The organism is Brachybacterium sp. GU-2, assembly GCF_030866705.2.
Taxonomy (GTDB): domain Bacteria; phylum Actinomycetota; class Actinomycetes; order Actinomycetales; family Dermabacteraceae; genus Brachybacterium; species Brachybacterium conglomeratum.
In genome coordinates this window covers 825,316-851,080 of record NZ_CP133037.2, presented here as the reverse complement: position 1 = coordinate 851,080, position 25,765 = coordinate 825,316, and the positions used below count along the sequence as shown (strand labels likewise).

The window sequence follows — 25,765 nt, the reverse complement described above, 5'->3', positions numbered from 1 at the left end:
GCCGGTTGCCGCACGCTCATCACAGCCTCCGACCACTCACCGAGACAGGCGGCTCGGTGTGGGCGAACCCGGAACCCGTCTGACGTACCGGGGCGCGACGGCGCGGCCCGTAGGTGCTGACGTGGCGATACGCCGAGCCGACTGTCCGGGTGATCTCGTGCTCTCCCAGCCCGGACTGGCCCGCTGCTGGGCCGAGCGCGTTGAGCGCGTCGCGGGGTGAGTGTCCGTGCTCAGCCATGCGGCACGCGGCCTTGAACAACCCGAGGTTGCGTTCGCCCTCGGGTTTGCGAGCTACCTGCGAGGCGAGCCGGGCAACGTCCAGCGGCCAGCCGCCCGGCGGTTCCGGCGCGGGCGCGTATTTCGGGCGCGGGTCGAGGAAGTCACGCAACTGCTGCGCGTCTAGTAGCGCGACAGGGCGCGTCGCCATGCTCTCGACCCGATACGGCACCCGGCGACCGTCGATGGGGCGCTGCGAGGGCGGCACGATGATGTAGCCGCCGTCGCCCCGAAAGTCGATACCCGCCCGGCCCGCCTGCCACGATCGCTGCTCACGTTCGGCGTCCGTTGGGTAGTACAGATGCCTGCCGCCGGTCGGCGTGGTAACGACCGCCAACGGCTCCGGCAGCAGCCCGGCGCGTGTAGCGCGTCTGAATGCGGGATACCCGTTGACCTTGTGTACATCGACGTCGACGACGACGACACCCGAGGCTGCGCCAGTCGGGATGGCGAGATTCGCATGAGGCCGATGCCGCCACCACGCCTCCACCTGTCTCACATCGTTGGTTGCCTCGTGGAAACCTCGATCGGGAATCGGGCGCTTCCCGCCGGGCGCGCACGGGAACACCGGCACGCCGTGTCGGGCTAGCTCGTGCGCGACCAGCGGTAGCGGCACGTCCCCGCCGAGCCGGGAGAAGACCGCAGCGACCGATGAGGCCCGCCGCTCGATCAGATCGTGCGCCCCGCGAGCGTCGCCTACCTTCACCATCGCCAGACCTCCCTCCCATCCGGAGACCACCCCTCGCTGGGTGGCCCTACGACCGTGAGGTGCGTCGGGAGGATCAGGAAGACGAGACGGACAAGGAATCGAGACTGTGACCGTCAGGCATCTTGAAGAACCCGACGTGTCTATTCCGGACTACCTACGTCGAGGCAGACTGTCCAGCAGTTGTCACGACTGCGGTACACATCGCGCATGACGGGGCACGAATGACGCATCACGCCACGCTGCGCGGAGGTGCGTCGGCTGGAGCTGCCCGCAGGACGTCCCTAGGTCGCGGCCGGGTGAGGTGTCTCCCGAAACTCGGATGGGGATACGCCGAATCGACGTCGGAATCGAGCGGAGGCGATGCGAGAATCCACCCACCCCACTTGCCGGGCGGCCGCGCTTATAGGCACATCTGTTTCTTCGATTAAGCGTGTGAACTCCGTTAATCGAATCTCAGCAAGAAACCGCATCGGAGGCGCGCCGGCGTGTGCCGTAAAGAGACGCGTGAGATGGGTGCGCGACACAGCGACCTCGTTTGCCAGAGAGTTCACAGTCCAAGGTTCCGCCAGTCGAGCGCGCAGAAGGTCAATCGCTTTGGTGACATGGCCAGCTGAGGGTGGCCGGGTCAGCCGTCCAGCGATCGGCCGCCACAACGGGCGAATGGGTTGCGGTGACATGCTAGCGTCCAGGAAGACAGGAAGAACACCGGAAACCCAGCGAGCGAACAGCTCAATGGTGTGGATCGCAGCTACTTCTGGCGCATGGGTACCATCATTCAGGATGCTCATCTGACGCCACAGCGGCTCGACCTTGCGTAGGGCGGCAGTCCCCGGAGTCAACACTATTGCCGTACCATCCCATTCGCAGGGGTGCAGCCCACTGTGAACACGTTCGCGATGAGGAAGAAACCAAGACATCTGCATGCGAAGAAACTGCTCATCTGCATAGATCGACCAGATGCGCACCCGGCCTTGTGGCTTGATCCGGCACCATCTGTCTGCCCCTAGGGCGATCGACATCCCGGCCCTCAGCATATAGTCGCCGTTGGCAGTCTCGATCCGAGTACTGCCTTCCATCACATTCATGATCTGCGCATGGCGAAAGAGCGCTCGACTCGACGCGAGCGTCCGGACAAGTTCGAGAGCCGTCATCCCTCCGGGAACATCTCGGTTCTCTGCTAGCGAGTGCGACCAATCCGCGCCGTTGTCGAGTTCGAGATGGAGTCTCCTCACAGCCTCGCGCGCGCCTATGGCTTACCTCCACGATCAGGAGCAACACGCGAATCGGCGTGAGGTCCGCGTGCACCACTTCCGAAGCGTGCGACGTGACGAGAACTCAGCTCCGAGAGTCTGAGTTCTCGAAAGGAACTGTCAGTCGTCTGAGCCCGCAGTCTCATGTGAGTGGCTCAGAAGAGGTCAGTGGCGTATCGCCCGGTCTGGCTGAGTTCGGTGAGCCAGTTGGGTCCGTGGACGTCCTGGCCGATCCGGGTCAGGGTCTCCTCGACCGCTGGCCCCATGCCGGTGACGTCACCGCACACATACACGTGCGCGCCCTGCTCGATGAGGTCGAGGATGCTGTCTCGTTCGGCCCAGAGCCGGTGCTGGACGTAGCGGACCTCGCCGTCGGGCTTGCGTGAGTATGCCCGGTGCACGCGCAGCGTCCCGGCAGCCTCGTAGGTGGCGAACTCTTCGGCGTAGAGGTCGTCCCAGTCGGGGTGCTGGCAGCCGAAGAACAGCACCGTCTCACCCGCCGGTTCGCCGCCGGTGGCGCGAGCATGACGAGCGTTGATGAAGCCGCGGAACGGGGCGATGCCGGAGCCAGCGGCGATCATGATCGCCGGGATCGAGTTCTGGGCTGGGGGCCGGAAGTGCTCGGTCGGCGAAGCGAGGGTGACGGTGAGCCGGTCGCCGGGCTGGACGCGCTGAAGGTAGCTGGAGGCCGCGCCTCGGTAGGTGCCCGTCCCCGAGAGTGCGGGGCCCTCGATGACTGAGACGGTCAGTGCTACTTCGGTCTGGGTTTCGGCGGCGGAGCTGATCGAGTACTGCCGTGCCCTGGGGGCGGGGAGTCGTTCGATCACCCAGGCCAGGTCGACCTCGCAGGAGGCGAACATCTCCAGCAGGTCCAGCAGTGAGAACCGGCGCTGCCTGATGGTGTCCGCCTGTTCAGGGGAGGCCAGCTTTTCGAGTTCTGCGCGCTCGGGAGGGCAGCGTGTCGTCTCGGCGAGCGAGGCGAGTACCCCCTGCGTGGCTGGGGCGGTCAGGTCGACGTGGCGGGTCAGCAGGTCATCGACCCGCACCGGCACTCCGACGGGGATGCGTCCGCTGGGGGCGTCGGAGTCGATGGTCACCAACTCGTCGCCTGGCAGTGCCAGGCGGGTGAGCATGCGGGTGACGAGTTCGGGGTGGTTCTGCGGCAGCACCGAGAGGTAGTCGCCGGTGCGATACGTCATGCCCTCGGGCAGGCGGAGTTCGAGGTGCCGCTTGGAGCGGGGCGAGTCGCCGCGGACTAGCTCGCGGTTCTCCAGCACGATCGCGGTGGCCTCCTCACGATGGGCGGCGGGCTGGCTGGTGGAGGCGATCCGGTAGCGGGGGCCTGTCGGGGCGGTGTCCTCGATCTGGTAGTGCTCGGACAGTTCGGGCCACAACGGCTGGTACCAGCGTTCCCAGTCGCCGAAGAAGTCGGTGCGGGCATCGGTGGCACCGCGTTCACGAATCCTCGTGGCCCCGGCAGCAGTCATGGCGTCGTCGATGAGGGTGGGGACGCGCTGGTAGGTGGCGGCCCAGTCCAGGCTCCCGCAGCCCAGCACCAGGTATTCAACACCGCTCAGGTCCGGGCCGGTGGTGGTGAGCCAGTCGACGAAGCGCTTCGCATTGTCGGGTGGGGTGCCGTTGTAGGAGGAGGTCACGATGACGACCGGCCCGGCCGTGGGCAGGTCCGCGGTGGCCTCATCGAGGGAGGCCACTCGGGTGTGCCAGCCACGGGCGGCCCCATCGCCGGCGATGGTGCGGGCCAAGCCCTCACTGCTGCCCCCGTTGGAGCCGTAAAGCACCAGCATCGGCGTGCCGTGCGCATCCGCCGGTGGTGTCGCGGCGGCGGACGCCTTCCGAGCAGGAGCAGGAGCAGGGGCGGACGCGGGTGCTGTGGCGTCGGTGCGGAGCTGGGTGTGGCTGAGGCGGTTGGCGGCGTGGATGGTGAGGTTCTTGGGCTTGATCGTCAGCGACTCGGCGATCTTCAGCTCATACCCGGGGTCGGTCAGGGCGATGTCGAAGCGCTGGAGCATCATCGCCAGCACCAAGGTGGCCTCCTGCAACGCGAAGGGACGACCGATGCAGGCCCGTGCGCCGTGGCCGAACGGCATCCACGCATACTCGGGGATCTCATCCATCCGTTCCGGGGAGAACCGGTCCGGGTCGAACCGCGTCGGCTCGGGCCACACGGCCGGATCGGTGTGCAGGGTCGGGAGCATCACCATCACGCTCTCTCCGGCGGCGATGTCGTATCCGCCCAGCGTGGTGTCCTCACTCGGGGACAGCGCGAACGCCGGAGCGGTGGGATGCAGCCGCAGGGTCTCACGCAGAACCTGCCCGATGTAGCCCAACTTGGCCAGGTCAGCGAACTCCGGGGTCCGATCACCCAAGACCTCATCAACCACCTCGCGGGCCTTCGCGAGCACATCGGGGTGGGTCAGCAGCTTGTGGGTCGCGAAGGACAACAGCCCGGAGGTGGTCTCATGCCCGGCGATGAGGAAGGTCGCGAGCTGATACTGGACGTTCTCCTCCGACAGCTTCTCCCCGGTGAGCGGGTCCGCAGCCGACAGCATCCGCTCCAGCAGGTCATCAGGCCGCTGATCGACAGGCCTACCGGCGCGGGCCGTGACGATGTCCTGGGTGATCTGCCGCATGGTGGCGATGTCCTCGCGGTAGCGGCGGTTGGTGCCGACCATGAACGGCTGCACCCCCGGTAGGCGCTCGCTGCGCAGCCCCGCCTCGGTCAGCGCGCCCACCATCGCACCGACGAAAGGGTGATGGTTCTCGGAGTAGAACGAGTTGAACCGCACATCGAACGCACACAGCGCGATCGTGTCCAGCGTCAGCCGGGTCATGTCCTCGGCGACGTCGATCTCCACGTCTGGCCCGAAGCGCTCCCAGCGGACCATCATCTGCTCGGCGATGTCGAGCATCTGGCCAAAGTAGTCCTTCATCGCCATCGTCCCGAACGCCGGCATCAACAACCGGTGCGCCTTCCCCCAGTTCGGCTCCTCGTTGTACGCGGTGAACAGCCCGTCACCACCGAAGTCGCGCACCTGATCGATCGCGTCATGGACCTTCTTCGACCACAACGGACTGGAGCACATCTCCGCCACCAGCGCGTGTTCCGAGGCGAAGATCTGCCGCGTGCCCAGCACATCAAGGGCGAACATGCCGCCGTACTTGGCGTGATAGTCCTCAGCGAACTCGATTGAGGTCTCCTGCGAAGCGCCCAGCACCTCGAACAGGTTCCCCACCACCGGCAGGGCGGCAGGGCCGGGGATACGAGGGGTGCCGGTGGCGTTGGGAGGAGTCATCGAAAGGGCCCTCCTGTTCACGATCTATCGGGTCGAACCGTCCATCGCCCCTGGTGGCTGGCTGTGAGCGGGCGCACCCGGTCAGAGGTCGGAGTGCGGCCTGAAGCCCGGCCATGAGTTCGGGCACCGCGTGACGTCTCCCAACACACTAACTTGGCCACTCGCCTAGGTCAACTGGCCACGTCGTGTGCCCAAGGCGTATGATGGGGCTATGGACGATCGAGGAGAGGCGCGTACGCCGCGCAATCAGATCAGCGCTGGCGAGCGTCGAGAGCAGTTGGTGGCCGCCGCGCTGCGGGTGATGAGGCGCGACGGGATCGCTGCGGCGAGCACCCGTGCGATCTGCGCTGAGGCGGGGATGCCGCACGGGGCGTTTCACTACTGCTTCCACTCCAAGAAGGAGCTGTACGCAGCCCTGCTGGCCAGTGACATCGAGATCGACCTGGGGGCCGCCTGGCCGCATATTTCACCCGATGCAAGCCCGTTTGAGAACATCCGCACCTTGCTGCTGGCGTTCTGGTCACAGATCGAGACCGACCCCGACGCGCAGTTGGTCCTGTTCGACCTGGGCAGCTTCGCGCTGCGCGACCCCGAACTCCAGGAGCTGCCACAGCACGAGCACGCCGCCTCCCTGGAGAAAGCCACCGGCTACATCACCCGCCTGGCGGACGAGGCGCGTCTGGACTTCGCCCAGGACGAGCGAGTGCTCGCCGAACTCGTCCTCGACACACTTAACGGAGTCGCCTGGTCCTGGCTGGCCCACCGAGACAACGACCTCGCCCGCCAGAGCCTGGAACGGTTCGCGAGCCTGGCGGCATCGTTCGCACGCACCAGCAGCGAACACACCAGCTAGCGCCACGCGGCACCTCGCCGCACATCACACCAGCAGTCCTGTACGGGCTGCGCACTACCACCAGAACTGTACCGGCACGACGGTTTAGTTTGAGGAAGATACTGAGGAGACTGAACATGAATGAACTGATGACGCCAGCCAGGCGATGGGCCTCGCTGGCTGTGCTGGTGGGAGCGGTGCTGCTGCTGGCCATTGACGCCACGGTGCTGTATCTGGCGGTGCCGTCGCTGACCGCCGACCTGTCCCCGACGGCCTCGCAGGTGCTGTGGATCGGGGACATCTACTCCCTGGCCCTGGCGGGGCTGCTGGTCACGATGGGGAACCTGGCCGACCGGATTGGGCGCAAGAAGCTGCTGCTGATCGGAGCCGCAGCGTTCGGACTCGCCTCCATCCTGGCCGCCTTCGCGCCGACCGCGGAAGTCCTCATCGCCGCACGCCTGCTGCTGGGTGTGGCCGGAGCGACGATCATGCCCTCGACGCTGTCGCTGATCCGCAACATCTTCACCGATCCGATTGAGCGCACCCGTGCGATCGCGATCTGGTCGGCAGCGGCCGCCAGCGGCATCGCACTTGGCCCTCTGGTAGGCGGGGCACTGCTGGAGAACTTCTGGTGGGGCTCGGTGTTCCTGATCAACCTGCCCGTCATGGCACTGGTCATCGGCCTGGGCGCGTGGTTGCTGCCGGAGTCCCGCAACCCCAACCCCGGCCGGTTCGACCTGATCTCCAGCGGCCTGTCGATGCTGGCGATCATCCCGTTCGTGTACACGATCAAGCAGGTCACCGGCGGCAAGTTCGACCTCCTCACCGCAGCGGCGATCATCGCGAGCGTGGTCGGCGGCATCCTGTTCGTGCGCCGTCAGCGCAAGACCGCCTCTCCGATGATCGACGTGGACCTGTTCCGCGTGCCTGCCTTCAGCGGCGCGGTGCTGGTCAACTTCATCTCGGTGTTCGCCCTCAGCGGTGTGCTGTTCTTCTTCTCCCAGTACCTCCAGCTCGCCCGCGGCCTCAGCCCGCTCCAGGCCGGACTCGCGCAGCTACCCGCCGCCCTCTCGGCGATGGCCGCTGTGGCAGTGGTCGGGTTCCTCCTCACCCGTCTCGGTCGCGGCCGGGCGATCGGGGTGGCTCTGATCACCGGCGCGGTCGGGCTTGGGCTGCTGGCCGCATTGGAGAGCAGCGAGCAGTTGGCCTGGGTGCTGCTGGCCGTGGTCCCACTCGGGCTGGGCATCGGTGTCGCCGAGACCCTGTCGGTGGATGCGGTGGTCTCCGCCGTCAAGCCAGCCAAGGCCGGAGCCGCGGCCTCGGTCGCCGAGACCGCCTACGAGCTCGGCGTGGCCCTGGGCATCGCGATCCTCGGCTCGCTGATGAGCGTGTTCTACCGCGGAGGCCTCGACCTGCCGACAGGTGTTCCCGGCGAGGTAGCGGCCCGGGTCGAGGACTCACTCGCCTCGGCGACCGCGGTCCTCGAGCCCGGAAGCCCGGTCCTGGAAGCCGCGCAGCACGCGTTCGTCTCGGCAATGCAGTCCACCACCCTGATCGCCGGGGGAGTGATGGTCCTCGCCGCGATCGTGGCCTTCACCCTCATCCCGAACAACAAGGACGCCGTCACCGCCGACCACTGAAAACCTGACCACAACTGAAATCCTTGAACCGAACCCACGAGAAAGGAGACGCATCATGGCACGGACCGCCGGACGCAGCGCAGACGAGACCAGACAACTCATCCTGACCTCGGCCGCACGCCTGATCGGCCGGCACGGCACCACGGTGCCCGTGACCGACATCGCCGAGGCCGCCGGGGTCTCCAAAGGCGGCCTGCTCTACCACTTCCCGAACAAGGAAACACTGCTGAACGGGGTGGCCACCAACCTGATGACCCAGTTCCGCAGCCACGTCGAGCAGGCCGCGACCGCCGAGCCCGAAGGGGTCCCGGGCAGACTCACCCGCGCCTACATCCGCGTCAGCTTCGCTCACGCCGGGGACCCCAGCGGGCTACGCGACTACATCGCCCTAGCCGCTCACCTGATGTTCGAGCCCGCCCTAGAAGAACTCGCCCAAGCAGACGCCGCGCAGTGGCGCAGCGCGCTCTTCGAAGACGGCCTCGACCCCGCGATCGCTCGCATGGTCATCGCCGCCACCGACGGGTCCAACAGCGCCCCGCTGTGGGGAGCCGTCCTGACCGAGCCCGACCGCACCGCCCTCGAAGCCGACCTGATCGCCCTCACGCAACGTGACGACTCATCCGGCTGACCCACACCATTCACGGAAAGGAAAACCACGCCATGACCAACATCGTCTACCGCCCCTACCAGCCGCAAGACGCCGAGGACATCAAGAAGATCATCAACGAAGCCTTCTACATCCACCGCTACGTCACCGGCCGCCTGGTCCTTGACAGTGCGCTGGAGATCTACCTGCGCGAGCGCCTCCTGGCCAGCACCTGGACCCGCGTCGCGGTCCAGGACGAACGTGTCGTCGGCATCATCATGGGCCAAGTCGACGGGCAGCCACGCCTCGGCGGCCGATTCACCAACCGACTCCTGACCCTGGCGCACACGCTCCGCGCCGGCATCCTCGGCCTGCCCCAGTGGAAGTCGATGCGCCAATACTTCGCCTTCGACCGCGTATACGGTGAGCTGCGCAAGAAAACCCCGAGCCCGCTGACCGACGAACTGACGCTCTTCGCCGTGGACTCCAGCACCCGCGGACTCGGCATCGGCAAGACCCTCTACCGCGACTACCTCGACCACCTCCGCAGCCTCGGACGCAGCGACTTCTACCTCTACACCGACTCCCTGTGCACCTTCCAGTTCTACGAGAAGCAGGGCATGACCCGCACCGCCTCCGAAGACATGAACCTCGTCCTCGACGGCAAACCTGAAGCCCTAGGCGTCTACCTGTACTCGGGCACCGCCACCTAAGACCACGACACGAGCACCGGGCTCCAGGACTTCAAGCCCGGAACCCTCGATGGGACAATGGGTCGCATCGGCCCGTTCCCGCCTACGGCACGCGATCGTCGCCGAACACCGGCAGACCGACCACGCCACCCGACACGAAAGCAGGAGCCGATGGCACGTACACGTTCCCGCGGAGGGTTCTGGGTCGGCGCGGTCGCAGAAATCTGCATCATCGTCGCCAGCCTCGTTTACGTGGTCTCCAGCGAACTCTGGGCGCTGATCGCTTGGGAAGCACTCGCGACCGGTTACCTCGCTATCGGGTTCACCCTCGCCTGGAGCGGCAAACGCCCCTCCCGAGTCTCCCGCGGCGACGTCCGCGCCGTCGCACGATGGTCGTGGGTTCTTCCCCTCATCTCCAGTTTCGCCGGCGTCAACTCCGCCGTGCTCGCCCTGATCGCCCGCGGCGACGGCATCCACAACGACGCCCTGCTCGGCGTCGCCGCATCCATCGGTGTCGTCCTGTCCTGGACACTCCTGCACACCGGCTTCGCGCAGATGTATGAAGCCACCGACATCGCCTCAGACCAAGACGCCATCACCTTCCCCGGCAACGACCGCCCCGTCTTCCTCAACTACCTCTACTTCTCCTTCACCATCGGAACATCCTTCGCCACCTCAGACGCCACACTCAAAACCCTCCCCGCTCGACGACTCGTCCTCATCCACGGCGTGGTCTCCTTCTTCTACAACGCCCTTGTCGTCGCCGTCGCATTCCAAGTCCTCCAACACGCCGTGGCTTCCTAACACCTAACGTGGCAATGCTTCGTGGCGCTCTCCTGTCGCTGTCATATGCTGCTCGTTCGCTGGGAGCGCGTCAACGGCCTCGGGATGGTTGTCGAGCGTGATGCCGGAGAAGCTCATCGGGAGGCCCTGTGCGGTCCAAAGTGAGGCGCGGTCCATGAGTTGCGCATGCACATGCGGCTCGCTGGTGTTGCCAGAGTTCCCGCAGCCTCCGATGACCGTGCCAGCAGTCACCCGGTCACCGACCTTCACGGTCAGCGATCCCTGCTGCAGATGTGCGACAGTCGCGTATGCGCCATCGCCACTGCGGATGGTGACGTGATTTCCGATGACGAACCCTGGCCCGCCGATTTCGCGGATCATGCCCTCGATCATCATGTAGACGATGCCCCAACCGTTGGAGCGGGCCCGGTGATCCCTGCGCCATCCTGAAGCGCGTACGACCTCCCCGTCGACCATCGCGAATACGGGCTCACCGAACGCAGGATACGCACTCGGTAGCCGCATCATCGCGCCACCGAACTCCGGGCGCGGTTCAGCCACCGGGTCGGCGACAATATCGATGGCATAAGCCTGCCCATAGGCCCTCACACCGTGGCTAGGAACCTTCGAGGCTGGACTATTCATCCCCAACCACCGGCCTCGCACTGGTGGCTCGACCACCCGGACCGGAGAGTCCGGGAGTAGTCGCGGTGCCAGGAACACCAGCATCAGACAGAGACCGGCAAGTGCGAGAGCGGCGAACACAGCAGCGAGCCACACCTCACGAACACCTCCGGCACTCATGAAGCGCCCCAAGACTGCGTTGCCGATGAGGACCACTGCCGCGAGGTAGTAGAGCGGGATTCGCACGCGGTACAGCGCCAGCACTGCTCGTTTCATCGCCCCGCCCCCACCAGGCAGGCCAGCAGCGGCACGATCCGCGCCGCGGGCACCTCGTAATTCCCGCGACCGCTCTGCTTGACCCAGCCCGCTGCGACAAGCTGCCGGAGATGGTGGTGCAGCTGTCCGGTCGTGCCGAGAGACGCAACCTCGGCAAGATCAGCCGTCGCGTGCGTGCCCGAGAGGATATGGCGCAGCAGTTCCAGTCGCACAGGATGCCCGAGCGCAGAGAATGCCGCGGCTTGATCGGACCACTCCGTCTCCCAAATACCCGCGGTGCCCGCGGCCTGCTGCCACGCTACCGGCGTACCATCCGGCAGTTTGAGCGAACCCACCAGCATGACCGCCCCCTCGACTGTCGAGGGGTGATCGTTCAGCTGGGACTGTAAGCCCGTCAAAGCCCAGAACTGCTCCTCATCCAGGATTGGTGAAGAATCACGCGCCCGATCGGGGCTTTCGGCCATCGCTTCCAACCGTGCCATGCGCTCGGACAGCGCCTCCAGCTCCGCTCTCAAATCCTCACCAGGCTTGATCATAAGCACGATAGTACGCTATATCGTTCTTCCGTACTAACTCTGGAACTCCTCTCTCACTTGCCGCATCCCTTCGACGAAGCGAGTCAGTGCCACCGCTCGCCGTCGTTGTCGTCACGCGGCTCAGGCACTCAGAGGGCGAGAGCGGAACGTATCCGGTCAGCCCAGCCCCGGCTACGACTCCCAGCGCTAGGGCCTCCGCGCTCCCGCTCCCTTGACCGCCCCTCAGATTCCCCCACACGTCTGGCACTAAGAGTGCGAGCCGCGCGCTGCGCGCGCACCTAACCCCCGAGATCGCCCCTGATGTGACGGTCTCGGGGAGGGGCCGTCGTGGTGATGACCATCCGTGTCATGTCGTCCGGCAAGGGCTACGAGTACCTGCTGAAATCGGTCGTCGTCGGCGACGGCGACCGGGAGATGAGCAGCCCGCTGACCCGGTACTACACCGAGTCCGGCTGCCCGCCCGGAACCTGGGTCGGCACCGGCCTGATGAGCCTCGACGACGGGCGCACCCCGGCGCTGGCCGAGGGCGACACGGTGACTGAGGAACACCTGGCCCGACTGCTCGGTGACGGCATCCATCCGGTCACTGGCGGTAAGCTCGGCAAGAGGTTCCCCTCGTTGCAACCCCCACGCGAGCGGATTGCGGCGCGCGTTGCACGCCTCGACCCCGGCTTGCGTGGCGCGGCGCGGGCCGAGGCTGTGGAGCGCATCCGTGAGGGAGAGGTTGCGAAGAAGCCTCGCACCGCCGTTGCAGGGTTCGACTTGACGTTCTCCCCACCGAAGTCGGTCAGCGCGATCTGGGGCGTGGCCGACGCGGGCACGCAAGCCCTGATTGCGCAGGCGCATCACGCCGCGATGCGCGACACGATCGCGTTGCTGGAACAGCGGGTCGCTGCAACCCGCGTCGGTGCGGGCGGTATCGCGCAGATGCCGATCGTGGGCGTGATCGCCACCGCGTTCGACCACTACGACTCCCGAGCCGCCGACCCGCAACTACACACGCACGTCGTGGTGTCAAACAAGGTGCAGGGCGTAGATGGGCGCTGGCGCACCCTCGACTCCCGCCGACTGCACAAGGCCGCTGTCGCTCTCTCGGAGTCGTACAACGCCTTCCTCACCGATCACACCGCGCGGCTGCTCGGCGTGACGTGGGTGCCCGTCGACCGGGGCAAAGACCGCAACACCGGATGGGAGATCGAAGGCGTACCGGCGGCGCTGATCGCGGAGTTCTCCCGACGCACCACCGGCGGCAGCGACGGCGGGGCGGGCATCGAGCAGGTCAAGAACCGGCTGATCGAGCAGTACGTCGCCGAGCACGGCAGGCAACCCTCAGCGGCGACGATTGCGAAGCTCCGGCAACAGGCGACCTTGGAGACGCGACCAGAGAAAGAACTGCACTCGCTGGCCGACCTCACCACCGACTGGCGGGCGCGTGCCGAGGTCGTGCTCGGCGAGGACGCACCCACCTGGGCGCAGCACCTGCTCGACCGGGGTGCGACCGAAGCCCGGCTGCGCGCGGACGATCTCGGGCTGGAGCAGATCGAGGATCTCGCCTCGGTGGTGCTGATGAGCGTGGCGAACCGGCGCGCAACCTGGGGGCGCTTCAACCTGCACGCCGAGACCATGCGGCAGATCATGGGCGTCCGGTTCGCAACCACCGACGACCGTCTCCAGGTGCTCGACCAGATCGTCGCGCACGCCGAAGCCGAATCGCTGCGGCTCACCCCCGACTACCACCGCGCCCTACCCGCCCACTACGTCGAGAGCGAGGGCAACAGGTTCCAGCCGGTCGATCAGATCGCGTACTCCAGCCAAGACATCCTCGACGCCGAGCAGCGCCTACTCGCACACAGCCAGCGCACCGGCGGGCCAGCATTGACGGCGCGGCTCGTCGCGCGGCATACCTCTCGCAAGATCAGGGGCGTTCGGCTCGACCCCGACCAGGCCGTCGCTATCACCCGCATCGCCCGTTCCGGGCTGAGCCTCGATCTGCTGGTCGGCCCCGCTGGTTCCGGCAAGACCACCGCGCTACGCGCTCTGCACCGGGCATGGACAGCCGCGTACGGACGCGACTCGGTGATCGGCCTCGCGCCGTCGGCAGCTGCCGCCGAAGTGCTCGGCGACTCCCTCGGCGTGCGAGCAGAGAACACCGCGAAGTTCCTCTACGAACACCATCACGGACGCTGGAACCTCGAAGCCGGGCAGCTCGTGCTTGTGGACGAGTCCTCGCTTGCCGGAACCCTCGCGCTCGATCGCATCGCCGAGCACGCCACCGAAGTCGGAGCCAAGGTCGTCCTCATCGGCGATTGGGCGCAACTGAGCGCGGTCGAGACAGGCGGGGCGTTCGGGATGCTCGTGCGACACCGTCAGAGCGTTCCCGAACTCACCGATGTGCGCCGCTTCGCCAACGATTGGGAGAAGAGCGCCAGCCTCGGCCTGCGACACGGACGCACCGATGCGCTCGACGAGTACCAGGAGCGCGGCAGGCTGGCGGACGGTGACGCCGAGGCCATGCTCAATGCGATCTACGAAGCATGGCGCAGCGACCGCGACGCGGGCCTGCGCACGCTGATGATTGCGGGCACCGGCGAGATGGTCGCCCAACTCAACGAGCGCGCCCGCGCCGACCTCATCGAGACCGGGCAGGTTGAGGCCGACGGTCTGCGTCTGCACGACGGCACCACCGCAGGCGTCGGCGATCTCGTCGTCACCCGGCTCAACGACCGCCGCCTGTCCACCGGCAGGGCATGGGTCAAGAACGGTGATCGCTGGCAAGTCACGCACCGCTACGACGACGGCTCGCTCGCTGTGCGGCGGCTGGGGCGCGGCGACAAGCCCCACGGCAAGGCGCTCGTGTTGCCTGCGAAGTACGTGCGCGAGGAACTCGAACTCGGCTACGCCTCCACCGTCCACCGTGCCCAGGGAGCCAGCGTGGATACCGCGCACGCGCTCGTTGACCCCGAAGTCTCGTCGCGGGAGTTGTTCTACGTGGCGATGACGCGCGGTAAGCACCGCAACCACGCCTACGTGATCGTGCCTGACCCGCACGAGGTCGAGCCGCATCTCGACCAGCCGAAGCCGCTGACCCTGATCGACCGGCTTGCCAAGGTGCTTGCGCGCAGCGACGCCGACCTCTCCGCGACCGAGACGCTGACGCTCGAGGTAGACCGTCACGCCTCGCTGTCCACGCTGCTCGCCGAGTACGACGTGCTCGCCCGCGAAGCGCAGATCGACCGCTGGGCCGCGCTGCTCGACATCGCGCCGTTCCCCGAGAACGTGGCCGACGACGTGTTCACCAGCCCCTACTACGAGCGCTTGGAGAGCGCACTCGCACGTCACGAGGCAGCCGGCCACCTTGCAGCCGTCGCGCTCACCGCGCTCGCACCGAGACTCACGCCCGGCGAAGACCAGGCCGACCCCGCCGCGCAGCTGGCCGACATGCTCGACCAAGCCACTCAGAAGCTCCGGCCCGGCAAACGAACCACAGTACGAGTTGCCGGACTCATCTCCACGCCTGCCGAGCCGATCGCAGACGACATGCAGACCGCGCTCACCGAGCGGCAGGCGCTGATCGAGGCTGCCGCGCGCGGACTCCTGCACGACGCCCAAGAAGCGGGAGCCGAATGGGTGGCGCGGCTCGGCCAGCCGAGTTCACGACCCGAAGCGCGAGAGCGGTGGGAAGCACACGCCGCCACGGTCGCGCTGTACCGCTACCAATACGACGTCAGCGGCCCGGCACCGCTGGGCGACCCGAACATCGTGCGTGGCCCTGACCAAGCGGCCGAGTACCGAGCCGGTCAGCATGCGTTGCGGCACATCAAGGCGAGTGCTCAACACGATGATCACAGAGGACCTCAGTCGACCGTCGGCAACACACCACGACGTGGACTCTGACCCGCGACCTCATCAGGCGCGCGACGACACGCCACGCGGAGAACCACTCGGTGACGACGTTGTGGCGGGTGGAAAACTGCTCCGCCGGGCGTGTCACCACGGAACCGACTACGCGGGAGGACGCCGGAAGATACCCTATGTAGCATGGGTACCGCGTACGACTTCCTCAGCTCTCATCTGAAGACGATGGCTGCGCCGTACCTGTTTATCGGCTCGGGGATTTCAAGACGGTATGCTGATCTGCCCGATTGGGAAGGTCTCCTCAGACACTTTGCTGCATTTACTAGCCACCCGTATGAGTACTACCGTGGCCTCGCTTCAGGCGATCTTCCTAAGACTGCCTCACTGCTGGCCAATGAGTTTTACTCGGTGTGGTGGTCCGATAAGCGATTCTCAGATTCGAGAGACAGGTATGGTCCTGAGGTTACTGATCCCTCATCAGCGCTAAAGATCGAAGTGGCAAGGTATTTCGAAGAAGCGATTGAAGGATTCGAGCCGACGGCCGAGCACGCTTCCGAGTTCTCGCTCCTGCAGAGCGCAAACGTCGAAGGAGTGATAACGACCAACTTCGACAGGCTGATGTCCGTTGTTTACCCTGACTACACCGTCTTTACTGGCCAAGATGAGTTGCTGTTTGCCGATCCACAAGGTATCGCGGAAATCTACATGATTCACGGGTCCTCGCAGCAGCCGCGTTCACTCGTTCTGACGGGGGAGGACTACGAGGACTTTCAAGAGCGAGATGCGTACCTTGCCGCCAAGCTGATGACCTTCTTCGTCGAGCACCCGATCGTTTTCCTTGGCTACAGCCTGAGTGACAACAACGTACTTGAGATACTTCGTTCGCTGGTGAAGGCGATGCGTGGCACCAACGCGAGCAAGCTTAAGGAGCGCCTACTTTTCGTCAACTGGGACTCGGAAGCTTCCCCAGAGATTCGCTCTCGAACTGTGCAGATCGAAGGTGGTCAAATCGAGGCATTTGAGATTGTTGTCCCCGACTTCATCGACGTCTTTCGAGCGCTAGGAATCAAGGAGAGGGCGCTTCCGGCTCGTGTTCTACGTCAGCTCAAGAATCAGATTTACGAACTGGTGAAGAGCAACGATCCTGACGGTCGACTCGTGCAGGTTTCCGACATTGAGTCAGCTTCGGATCAACTCGACGTGGTGTTCGGTGTTGGTGCCAAGATGACTGTTAAAGGGATCATTGGCCTATCTCGCTGGGACCTCGTTGATGATGTGCTTGGTTCGCCAGACCGTGGGCTTCCCAGTGACCAGGTGATATCGGAGGCGTTCGGGAGTTCCTTCGCTAGCAACTGGTATGTGCCCTACTGGAAGCATCTCCGGCAAGGTGGATTCCTTGACGAGGCGGGGAGCTTGCTGCCGCAGCTTGAGGTCCCATCCAAGATTCATTCCTATATATCCCGAGAAACCAAGAACCTGGGAAAACGCTCTCTCCCGGATGGTGTGACCTTTCAAGACGTGCTCGATCGCGAAGGAGAGGACTGGATTCTTGGCCACCCTTGGTCGTTGCTCGACGAGACCCGCGACGGTGAGGGCTTGCGAGAGTACCTGAACAACAACCGAAGCTATCGTCAGCAGTCCTACTACCTCACGCAGTACGCCAAGTTGGCCGTGACTCTCGACTGGCTGATGTACGGACCCCCGAACGAGGCCAAATCATGAGCGTTGTAGAGAGCCAGGCGGCAGCGGCTTCGGCATTGCTTTCGGCTCCCGTTCTCCGCTCAGCGATGCGAGACGGCCCGGCATCGAAGTTGGCGAATCGCACCATTTCAAGTCTTGTTGAGAGTGGTCTAGCCATTGGCGCATCCACCGTTCGAACACTGATCTGGCGTTGCGACCGATGGCTTTCGCGCCACTACCGTAACGATCTCGTCTACCGTAGAGCCGTTCTCGGTCAGATGATCCCGTGGAGCGACGGCATCCTTCTGCCGGAGTTCAGGGTCGGCCGCTCCATCGTCGACTTCTTGGCCGTGACAGACTCGTTGCACGCCGTCGAGATCAAGAGCGACCTCGACAACACTTCCCGACTCGATAGCCAACTACACGATTACCGGAAAATTGCACCCTTGGTGTCTGTTATGGCATCAAAGCGCGTAGTGGAACGACTGCTCGCTGCCCGGGAGTTCGAGACTGTTGGTCTTCACTGGCTTAATGTGAACGGTCGCGTGGAGACTGTCCGCAACGCGGAGTTTAGCCGTGAATACCTTGACTCAGAGGTCTTAATGCGGTCACTTCGTCGCGCAGAGTATCTCAGAGTCCTGTCTGCTCTTGGCTCTACTGTTCCCGATCTCCCGAACACGCGGGTGTTCTCATACGCACTAGCAGCTTCCCGAGATCTGGACCCGCTGATTTTCCACAACGCGGTAGCCGATCAGCTGAGAGCGCGGAAGCCGCGGGCTGGCCGTACATTGATCGCTAAATTGCCCGAACCGGTGCGGCCCGCCGTTTTAAAGCTTGATCCGACGAGACAGCAGATATCCAGTCTTCAAGATTGGATGAACCAGGAGGTGGCAAATGTATATGCCTAGGCTGAGGGCACGACAGCATGAGGTCTTCGCCGTGCGTAACTGCGCCTCAAGTTTTGCTGCATCTTCGCGTGTCGTACCGGTTCTCGAGCCGGTGGCCGCGCCAAACGACCTCTTCACGCGGAGGTTGGGAGCGATAGCCGACGAGGGAGGCAGTTGTGACCTCGTCCTTAACCCCTCGGTTGGTGACCTACGTTCGAAGGGTAGTTGGAGAGGGCTTGGCGACTACTACCTTGAGAATGATCTTCTCAAGCACCACGGACTTGCGGTCCTCTCCAATGCTGACGCTGATCACGCGGCGATGTCACGTTGGATCAGTGAGGCCAGGGGTGCTGGACACGAGTTCACACTCGACATCGTTCATGAACTGGATCTCTCCGTGACCCTACAAGGTGCGACGTATCACGGAGTTCGATGGAACATTGCCGAAGATCGGACGGTCCCGGCGTCATATGGTCTTCCCCTCGGAGGCCTTCCGGTGGTTTGGGCGAATGACCCGTTTCCTGCTTTGCCGCGCAATCGAGAGTACGTCGGCCGTGAAGAGGGGATCTTCAGCACTCGCGTTGCCGGCTACAAGAGCGCAGGCTACCTCGGCGTCAGCGATTTCCTCACGCTTGGAAGGGGATTTCAATCCGGCGGCGGGCCTGCCTATGCGGTGGTTATCCACTTCACATATGAATCCGGTGATGTTGTCCGCCTGAAGCACTTCTGCTCTGACAGCAACGAGACTCAGGATGACCCGGCTGGGAAGTTCTTCGAGGCCCTTGAGAAGCTCATCGACTTCGTTGACGAAAGGTCGCTCCCAACAAACCTAGGAATCGACGGGTTCCGCGATCTGTATCAGCGTCAGCACTTTCCCGGGCTTGGCAAGGTCAAGGAGTTGTCGATCATGAATCACATGTTGGTCATGCAGGACGCAATTATCTAGATTTCGTGTCGGTATGACTCCAGTCGGAGAGGGCACGGAGATACGAGCGGACGACTTTGCACGAGGATCCCAGCCTTCCTAACTAGAAGTGAGACATCACTTCAGTCATCAGACTGTGATTCGTCGGCTCGCTTGACGACGCCCTTGGCGACCGGCTTTAGAGGTCTCCAGTCGATGCCGCTGCCTCGCCAGTAGCGGTCGCATTCCGCCTCGATCTCAGACTTCAGTTCGTCCAGTTGCGCGTAGTTCGCTTGCTCAGACTTGGACAGACCTGGACCCTTCATCTGTTCTCTGTACGCATCGAGCTTCTCTTGAATTCGGCGCAAGGCTATACCAGCAGCGCTAGTAAAACGGCCATTCGCGGTTGAGCGTGGAGGTGTCGTGAGTCAAGGGGCTCGCGCCCTTGTTGGATGATGGGTTCTGCGAAGAATCACATCGTCTACCGAAGGACGCGAGCCATGTTCCAGCCTACGGGCCCACACCTGTCCCTGCCCACTGTCAGCAGCCCTGCCGAGCTCTTTCGGGATCCGGCCTCGGTGGTGTTCAACCTGGACGGTTACCAGGTTCTCGCAGCCTGTGATCTGCCGCTGGGCGGCCGGCGGGTCACCGCCGCTGCCAACAGCGTCGAGGCGGCCTGCCCTGACTGCGGGGTGGTCTCGACTCGGGTGCATCAGCGCACCCGCCAGAAGGTCAAAGACCTCGGCGTCGGCGGCAAAGACATCGAACTGGTGATCATCAAACCCCGGTTCCTCTGCAGCGAGGCCGCCTGTGCTCGGCGGACCTTCACCCAGGTCACCGACCAGCTTCCTTTCCGTGCCCGGTGCACCGCCCGGTTGAAGGAAGCCGCCGTCGAAGCAGTGCTGGATGAGGGGATGCCGATCTGGCGAACCTGCGCCCGCTACCAGCTTGGGTGGGCAACAATCAACACCGCCGTCACTGCCGATGCCCTCACCATCCCCGACCCCGACATGGTGCCGGTACGAGCACTCGGGATTGATGAGCACCGCTTCGCCCGCGCTAAGTGGTTCAAGCACCCCGAGACTGCTCAGTGGTGCCGGGTCGAACCGTGGATGTCGACCTTCGTCGACGCCGACACCGGCCACATCCTCGGCGTCGTCGACGGCCGCTCCAGCGCGAACATCACCCGCTGGCTGAAGCAACGCTCCCAGGCGTGGCTGGAGCAGCTGCAGGTGGTCGCGATCGATCCCTCCAGCGCGTTCCGCAACGCCGTACGCCAGGTGCTGCCGGCGGTGGAGATCAGCGTTGATCACTGGCACGTAGTCCGCCTCGGTAACCAGATGCTCACCGAGGTCCGCCAACGAGTCACCCGCGAAGTCCTGGGCCGGCGGGGCCGGAAAGAGGACTCGGTGTGGGCTCACCGGATGCTGCTACTCCGGGCAGGAGATCGACTCACCGACGCCGGACTCCACCGGTTAGAGCAAGTCCTCGATGATGAGGACTACGAGCAGGTCGCAGCTGCCTGGGCGGTCAAGGAGCGCCTGCGGGCCCTGCTGGCCGCCAAAGACATCCCAGCAGCCCAGAACGCCCGGATCGACTTCGAAATGGCCGTGGCCGCCGCTGACATGGCCGAGACCGATAAACTCGCCGCCACGGTGGCGAAGTGGTGGACCGAGATCAAAGTCTTCGTCCGCACCCAAGTCACCAACGCCAGGACCGAGTCGGCGAACACCGGGATCAAGCAGATCAAGCGCACCGGCCGCGGGTTCCGCAACCAGAAGAACTATCAATCACGTATCCTAGGCACCAGCGTCAGGCAGACACGCCGACGCCGCAGGACCCCCCACCAACAAGGGCTCCACGCTCAACGGTGAATAGCCCCTTTAGCACGCTTGCCAATGATGGGGTAGAGCGCGCTGCGGATAGACAGCGGCAGGTGGTAGCGATAGGCGAAGAGCCCGAATGCCATACCGGTAAGGGCGTACATCGCCCAACCTGGGATGCCGTAGTGGAACATAGTCCACAGGGCAGCCTCTTCAGCGGCCTGGAGGGTGCCTTCGGCTGCTCCGGGGCCTACTCGCAGGTTCGTGGCGGGACCAACTACGGAGAAGAACATCAGGTCTACGCCGATACCGGCGGCGAAGAGCATGGAGGCCCAGGTGAAAAGGCTGAACTTGGGTTTGGAGTGGTCGGGGCCAAGCCTCGTCTTACCGACGCGTGAGAATGCCACGATCAGTACGAAGATGACAATGATCGCCGCCGTAAGAATGAAGTACCAGCCCAGGTACTCACTGAGCCATGTGAACGCTGTTTCCAGCGTGGTGTAGGCGGTGCCCGGTGCAAGGGCGGCCCAGAGCGTGAAGGCCAGGATGAGCACCGCGGACACGATGAACACCGGCCAATTCACTTTGGAGACTGCAGACGCAGCTGCCATGATTTTCTACCTTTCAGTTCTTTACCTCGTCAGTCAGGCGCACGGCTGACGGGGCAGCCTTGCGCGGACCAAACATGCTTGTGCACAAAACATCCCTACGTTATTTCGAATCTGAAGTGAGACTCGCGAATTAGGAGGGGGCGGATTCTTGATTGTGGCGCATAGTCACGCGGAAAGGAGCAAGACGATAACGGGCTCTTCAGAGTTGAGTGTGGGCGCGCCGGTGGCGTCGGGTAGCTGGGGATAGACGTCGAGGTCCTCGATGATGAGCGGACTTCTACCCCCGCTAATCTCAAGGACCTCGACAATGCCCAACTCTACGTGCGCCTGCTCTGACGCGCTCGGCCGCTGCGACCGTTGCGATCTTCTCCTCGATTTCCCCACCCTCCATCTGGCCTCGGTGGTGAAGGGCCGTACGGGCCTGGTGCTCGAGGTCGAGTCCTGCGATCCAGTGGCCGGATGCCCTGGTTGCGGAGTCATCGCCGCTGGTCACGGCCGAGTGATGGTCGAGGTGATCGATGCGCCCTGGGCGGGCCGTCCAGTGCGGATCCGGTGGCGCAAGCGCCGCTGGATCTGCCACGAGGGCCTCTGCGAGGTGGTCTCGTTCGTGGAGCAGGACCCGGAGGTCTGCGCTCCGCGGGGCCTGCTGAGCACGCGCGCGATCCGCTGGGCGATCGGTCAGCTCCGCCGCGAGGGAGCGACTATCCAGGGCCTTGCTCGTCAGCTCGGCACGACCTGGAACACGGTCTGGTCCCAGGTCCGACCACTCCTGATCGAGGCTGCGAACGACCCGTCCCGGTTCGAGGGAGTGCAGGTCCTGGGCGTGGACGAGCACATCTGGCACCACCGCGACCCGCGCCGGCGCGGCCCGAAGGAGCTCACCGGGATGGTCGACCTGACCCGAGGACCCCACCCCACCGCCAGGCTGCTGGACCTGGTCCCCGGCCGATCCGGCAAGGCCTACCGAGACTGGCTGGACGAGCGGGGCGAGACGTTCCGACGGCGGGTCGAGATCGCGACGCTGGACCCGTTCCAGGGATATAAGAACGCGATCGATGACCAGCTCGAAGATGCGACCTGCGTGCTGGACGCCTTCCACATCGTCAAGCTCGGCGGGGCGGCGGTCGATGACGTTCGCCGCCGGATCCAGCAGGAGACCCTCGGCCACCGCGGCCGCAAGGGAGATCCCCTCTACGGCATCCGCCACATCCTCCGCGCGGGGCGCGAACGCCTCACCCCGCGCCAGCAGACTCGGCTGGCCAGCGCGTTCGCGGCGCATCCCGAGCATGTCGCGGTCGAGGTCGCCTACCACTGCTCCCAAGACCTCCGCGACGTCTTCCACCAGCCCACACCCGCACGAGGGCGACAGCTCGCCGAGGAGCTCATCGCCTCCCTGCCGTCCTGCCCGATCCCGGAGATCGCCAGGCTCGGGAAGACTCTGCGCCGCTGGCGGACAGCGTTCCTGGCCTACTTCGACACCAACGGCGCGAGCAACGGCGGCACCGAGGCCGTCAACGGGCTCATCGAGCTCGGCCGCCGCACCGCCCGCGGCTTCCGGAATTTCGAGCACTACCGCCTCCGAATGCTCCTCATCACCGGCGGCCTCGACGCCTCACCCCACACTCAACTCTGAAGAGCCCGATAACGGGTCCTATTTGTGGGCAATATCACCTCATACTGGCACAGGGTGCTCCGAGACGGGAATCGGTGGAACGGACACTGGACTCGGCATAGCGGGGGCTCCCGCGGTAGGTTAGGGGATCGTGGCACTGACTATCGGAATCGTGGGACTCCCCAATGTGGGTAAGTCGACCCTCTTCAACGCACTGACCCGGCAGACGATCCTGGCGGCGAACTACCCGTTCGCGACCATTGAACCCAATGTGGGCGTGGTGAACCTGCCGGACGAGCGGTTGGGGAAGCTGGCCGAGATCTTCGGCTCGGAGAAGATCCTTCCGGCCACGGTGTCTTTTGTGGACATCGCCGGCATTGTGAAGGGCGCCTCCGAGGGTGAGGGTCTGGGCAACCAGTTCCTGGCCAATATTCGTGAGGCTCATGCGATCGCTCAGGTGGTGCGTGTCTTCGAGGATGAGAATGTCATCCATGTGGACGGCAAGGTGGATCCCACCTCTGACATGGAGACCATCAACACTGAGCTGATCCTGGCTGATATGCAGACCCTGGAGAACGCGATCCCGAAGTTGGAGAAGCAGGTCTCGGGTAAGAAGGCTGATAAGGCCACCCTGGATGCTTACCGGGAGGCGCTGACCGTGCTGGAGGCGGGGGAGACGGTGTTCTCCAAGGCTTCATCACTGGATATGGATCAGCTGGCGCAGATCAGCTTGCTGACCGCTAAACCGTTCATCTATGTCTTCAACGCAGATGAGGGTGTGCTGGGTTCTCCTGAGCGTCAGAAGGAGCTGGCGGATCTGGTGGCACCGGCTGAGTCGGTGTTCCTTGACGCCAAGCTGGAGTCTGATCTGGTGGATCTCTCTGAGGAGGAAGCCCGCGAGATGCTGGAGCTCAACGGTCAGGAGGAGTCCGGTCTGGATCAGCTGGCACGCGTGGGCTTCAACACCCTGGGGCTGCAGACCTACCTGACGGCGGGCCCGAAGGAGACACGCGCCTGGACTATCCCGCAGGGCGCGACAGCGCCGGAGGCGGCTGGTGTGATTCACACTGATTTCCAGCGTGGCTTCATCAAGGCCGAGATCGTCAGCTTCGATGATCTGGTGGCTGCCGGCTCCATGAACGAGGCCAAAGCCGCCGGAAAGGTCCGCCTGGAGGGCAAGGACTACGTCATGAAGGACGGCGACGTGGTCGAGTTCAAAAGCGGATTAACCTCTGGGCGGCGCTGACTGCCTACGCAGAATTACAGCAGTGATGCTGAATGGTGGCGGTTGGAAGACTGCCTCGATTCCCTCACACTGCTGTTCTGGCTGGTTTGGTAGCCGAGGGTAGGTACTGTGTGGGTGTGTTCGGTACCTCCTGGGTAGGCAGCCAGGGTGCTACCCAAGGTGCTGCGACTTTTGACCCGCTGATTGTGGGTTCGATCCCCACAGGAGGTCAAGTCCTGAGTAGTGGTGTATGAGTCGTGTTCGCGGTGTGCTCTCGTTTCAGGGTGTGTTCAGGCGGGGATGGCTTCGAGGGTGGGCTCTGTGGTGCTCACCTCCTGACTGCTGGTGGGCTCGAGGGCCTGGGCTGCTTCGATGGCTTCCAGCGAGAGGTATCGGCGGGCTTCTGCCCATTCATCGTGCTGCTCAGCCAGCACCGCTCCGACCAGCCGGGTGATGGAGTCGCGGTCGGGGAAGATCCCCACGACATCGGTGCGGCGGCGGATCTCGCGGTTGAGTCTCTCGTTGGGGTTGTTGGACCAGACTTTGCGCCAGATGGCCTTGGGGAAGGCGGTGAAGGCCAGGATGTCTTCCCGGGCGGCGGCGAGGTGGTCAGCGACCTTGGGCAGCTTGGCATCGAGGTCCTCAACGACTCGGTCGAACTGGGCATGGACGGCCTCAGGGCCGGGCTGGTCATAGATGCTGTGCAGCAACGCCCGCACTGCTGGCCACTGCTGCTTGGGAGTGATGCTCATCAGGTTCACCGCGTAGTGGGTCCTGCACCGCTGCCAGGCTGCCCCAGGCAGGGTCGCGGCCACCGCGGCCTTCAGCCCGGGGTGGGCATCAGAGGTGACCAGCTTGACCCCGGACAGGCCCCTTGCGACCAGGTCGCGGAAGAAGGAGAGCCATCCGGCTCCGTCCTCAGCAGAGGTGACCTGGACCCCGAGGATCTCACGGTATCCGTCGCTGTTGACTCCGGTAGCGATCAGCGCGTGGACGTTGATCACTCGCCCATGCTCACGGACCTTGATCACCATCGCGTCTGCGGCGACCAGGGTGTAGGGCCCGGCATCCAACGGCCGGGTGCGGAAGGCCTCGACCTGCTCATCGAGCTCGGCGGCCATGTCACTGACCTGGGACTTCGACAGGCTGGTGATCCCCAAAGAGCCGACCAGCTTGTCCATCCGGCGGGTGCTGACACCGAGCAGGTAGCAGGTGGCCACCACCGAGGTCAGAGCCCGCTCCGCGCGTTTCTTGCGCTCCAGCAGCCAGTCGGGGAAGTAGGAGCCTTCCCGCAGCTTCGGGACTGCGACATCGATGGTCCCAGCCCGGGTATCGAGCTCTCGGTGCCGGTAGCCGTTGCGCCGGTTGCTCCGGGATGCATCACGGGCACCGTACTCGGCCCCACAGACCGCGTCAGCCTCGGCCGAGAGCAGGGTGTTGATGAAGATCTGCAGCAGTTCCCGAATCAGGTCCGGAGAGGCCTGCAGGACCTCTTTCTCCAGAAGGGCCTTCAGGTCGATACTGGAAGGGGTGACGGTCATCGTCGTGGCTCCTTTCGAGAGTGCTGTGAGAGGTTCACTCGAAAGAACACGCGGTGGCCGTCACTGTCATTCCAACAGCCAGCTCACCGAGGCTCGTACACCACTATCC

20 protein-coding genes are annotated in these 25,765 nt (G+C 64.4%); 12 read left to right on the top strand and 8 right to left on the bottom strand.

The window, feature by feature from the left end:
* Nucleotides 1–19 precede the first annotated feature (19 nt).
* The 3 genes from RBL05_RS03960 to RBL05_RS03950 form a co-directional block, all read right to left on the bottom strand.
* Nucleotides 20–985, bottom strand: coding sequence for a bifunctional DNA primase/polymerase (locus tag RBL05_RS03960; protein ID WP_052001291.1), 966 nt, complete (start codon nt 983–985; stop codon nt 20–22).
* A gap of 281 nt (nt 986–1,266) precedes the next feature.
* Nucleotides 1,267–2,136, bottom strand: coding sequence for a helix-turn-helix domain-containing protein (locus tag RBL05_RS03955; protein ID WP_080695013.1), 870 nt, complete (start codon nt 2,134–2,136; stop codon nt 1,267–1,269).
* A 254-nt stretch (nt 2,137–2,390) separates the two neighbouring features.
* Entirely contained in the window at nt 2,391–5,549 is a 3,159-nt protein-coding gene (locus RBL05_RS03950) for a bifunctional cytochrome P450/NADPH--P450 reductase (RefSeq protein ID WP_036340976.1), read from the bottom strand.
* 211 nt (nt 5,550–5,760) lie between these two features.
* Between RBL05_RS03950 and RBL05_RS03945 the strand changes: the two genes are divergently transcribed.
* The 5 genes from RBL05_RS03945 (at nt 5,761) to RBL05_RS03925 (ending at nt 10,103) form a co-directional block, all read left to right on the top strand.
* A complete protein-coding gene (locus RBL05_RS03945; protein ID WP_259790909.1) occupies nt 5,761–6,402 on the top strand; it encodes a TetR/AcrR family transcriptional regulator in 642 nt (213 codons plus the stop codon).
* A gap of 89 nt (nt 6,403–6,491) precedes the next feature.
* Nucleotides 6,492–8,021 (top strand): MFS transporter, encoded by a 1,530-nt coding sequence (locus RBL05_RS03940; RefSeq protein WP_318604087.1) that lies wholly within the window; start codon nt 6,492–6,494, stop codon nt 8,019–8,021.
* A 55-nt stretch (nt 8,022–8,076) separates the two neighbouring features.
* Entirely contained in the window at nt 8,077–8,649 is a 573-nt protein-coding gene (locus RBL05_RS03935; protein ID WP_036340967.1) for a TetR/AcrR family transcriptional regulator, read from the top strand.
* Nucleotides 8,650–8,681: 32 nt separating this feature from the next.
* Nucleotides 8,682–9,320, top strand: a complete 639-nt coding sequence (locus tag RBL05_RS03930; RefSeq protein WP_036340964.1) for a GNAT family N-acetyltransferase — start codon at nt 8,682–8,684, stop codon at nt 9,318–9,320.
* Between the two features lie 150 nt (nt 9,321–9,470).
* Nucleotides 9,471–10,103, top strand: a complete 633-nt coding sequence (locus tag RBL05_RS03925; RefSeq protein WP_052001289.1) for a DUF1345 domain-containing protein — start codon at nt 9,471–9,473, stop codon at nt 10,101–10,103.
* A 3-nt stretch (nt 10,104–10,106) separates the two neighbouring features.
* Here the strand turns inward: RBL05_RS03925 and RBL05_RS03920 are convergent, their stop codons facing one another.
* Together RBL05_RS03920 and RBL05_RS03915 are read right to left on the bottom strand one after the other, a co-directional pair.
* Nucleotides 10,107–10,970: a M23 family metallopeptidase gene (locus tag RBL05_RS03920; protein ID WP_235188202.1), complete on the bottom strand. Its 864-nt coding sequence runs from the start codon at nt 10,968–10,970 to the stop codon at nt 10,107–10,109.
* 8 nt (nt 10,971–10,978) lie between these two features.
* The gene (locus RBL05_RS03915) at nt 10,979–11,518 is read right to left on the bottom strand and encodes an ArsR/SmtB family transcription factor (RefSeq protein ID WP_052001286.1); all 540 of its coding nucleotides are present in this window, start codon (nt 11,516–11,518) and stop codon (nt 10,979–10,981) included.
* A gap of 333 nt (nt 11,519–11,851) precedes the next feature.
* Here RBL05_RS03915 and mobF point away from each other — a divergent pair, with 333 nt between their 5' ends.
* The 4 genes from mobF (at nt 11,852) to RBL05_RS03895 (ending at nt 18,886) form a co-directional block, all read left to right on the top strand.
* Entirely contained in the window at nt 11,852–15,412 is a 3,561-nt protein-coding gene (gene mobF, locus RBL05_RS03910; protein WP_231728764.1) for a MobF family relaxase, read from the top strand.
* 144 nt (nt 15,413–15,556) lie between these two features.
* A complete protein-coding gene (locus RBL05_RS03905; protein ID WP_080695011.1) occupies nt 15,557–17,095 on the top strand; it encodes an SIR2 family protein in 1,539 nt (512 codons plus the stop codon).
* Nucleotides 17,092–17,961 carry a sce7726 family protein gene (locus RBL05_RS03900; protein WP_127434960.1) on the top strand — a complete coding sequence of 290 codons (870 nt, stop codon included), beginning with the start codon at nt 17,092–17,094 and terminating at the stop codon, nt 17,959–17,961. The genes RBL05_RS03905 and RBL05_RS03900 overlap by 4 nt, the downstream gene beginning before the upstream one ends.
* On the top strand, nt 17,948–18,886 hold the full coding sequence (locus RBL05_RS03895; RefSeq protein WP_127434961.1) for a sce7725 family protein: 939 nt from the start codon (nt 17,948–17,950) through the stop codon (nt 18,884–18,886). Before RBL05_RS03900 ends, RBL05_RS03895 begins: the two co-directional genes overlap by 14 nt.
* A 101-nt stretch (nt 18,887–18,987) precedes the next feature.
* On the opposite strand, the gene RBL05_RS03890 is transcribed toward RBL05_RS03895, so the two are convergent.
* The gene (locus tag RBL05_RS03890; protein WP_058630940.1) at nt 18,988–19,170 is read right to left on the bottom strand and encodes a hypothetical protein; all 183 of its coding nucleotides are present in this window, start codon (nt 19,168–19,170) and stop codon (nt 18,988–18,990) included.
* A gap of 174 nt (nt 19,171–19,344) precedes the next feature.
* Here RBL05_RS03890 and RBL05_RS03885 point away from each other — a divergent pair, with 174 nt between their 5' ends.
* The gene (locus RBL05_RS03885) at nt 19,345–20,718 is read left to right on the top strand and encodes an ISL3 family transposase (RefSeq protein ID WP_240796069.1); all 1,374 of its coding nucleotides are present in this window, start codon (nt 19,345–19,347) and stop codon (nt 20,716–20,718) included.
* On the opposite strand, the gene RBL05_RS03880 is transcribed toward RBL05_RS03885, so the two are convergent.
* A complete protein-coding gene (locus tag RBL05_RS03880) occupies nt 20,709–21,278 on the bottom strand; it encodes a BCCT family transporter (RefSeq protein ID WP_125106311.1) in 570 nt (189 codons plus the stop codon). The two genes, RBL05_RS03885 and RBL05_RS03880, sit on opposite strands and share 10 nt — an antisense overlap.
* Nucleotides 21,279–21,585: 307 nt before the next feature.
* Between RBL05_RS03880 and RBL05_RS03875 the strand changes: the two genes are divergently transcribed.
* A complete protein-coding gene (locus tag RBL05_RS03875) occupies nt 21,586–22,911 on the top strand; it encodes an ISL3 family transposase (protein ID WP_308739197.1) in 1,326 nt (441 codons plus the stop codon).
* A gap of 130 nt (nt 22,912–23,041) precedes the next feature.
* Nucleotides 23,042–24,136, top strand: a complete 1,095-nt coding sequence (ychF, locus tag RBL05_RS03870; RefSeq protein WP_125106310.1) for a redox-regulated ATPase YchF — start codon at nt 23,042–23,044, stop codon at nt 24,134–24,136.
* 269 nt (nt 24,137–24,405) lie between these two features.
* On the opposite strand, the gene RBL05_RS03865 is transcribed toward ychF, so the two are convergent.
* Nucleotides 24,406–25,656 carry an IS256 family transposase gene (locus tag RBL05_RS03865; protein ID WP_125106309.1) on the bottom strand — a complete coding sequence of 417 codons (1,251 nt, stop codon included), beginning with the start codon at nt 25,654–25,656 and terminating at the stop codon, nt 24,406–24,408.
* Nucleotides 25,657–25,765 lie beyond the last annotated feature (109 nt).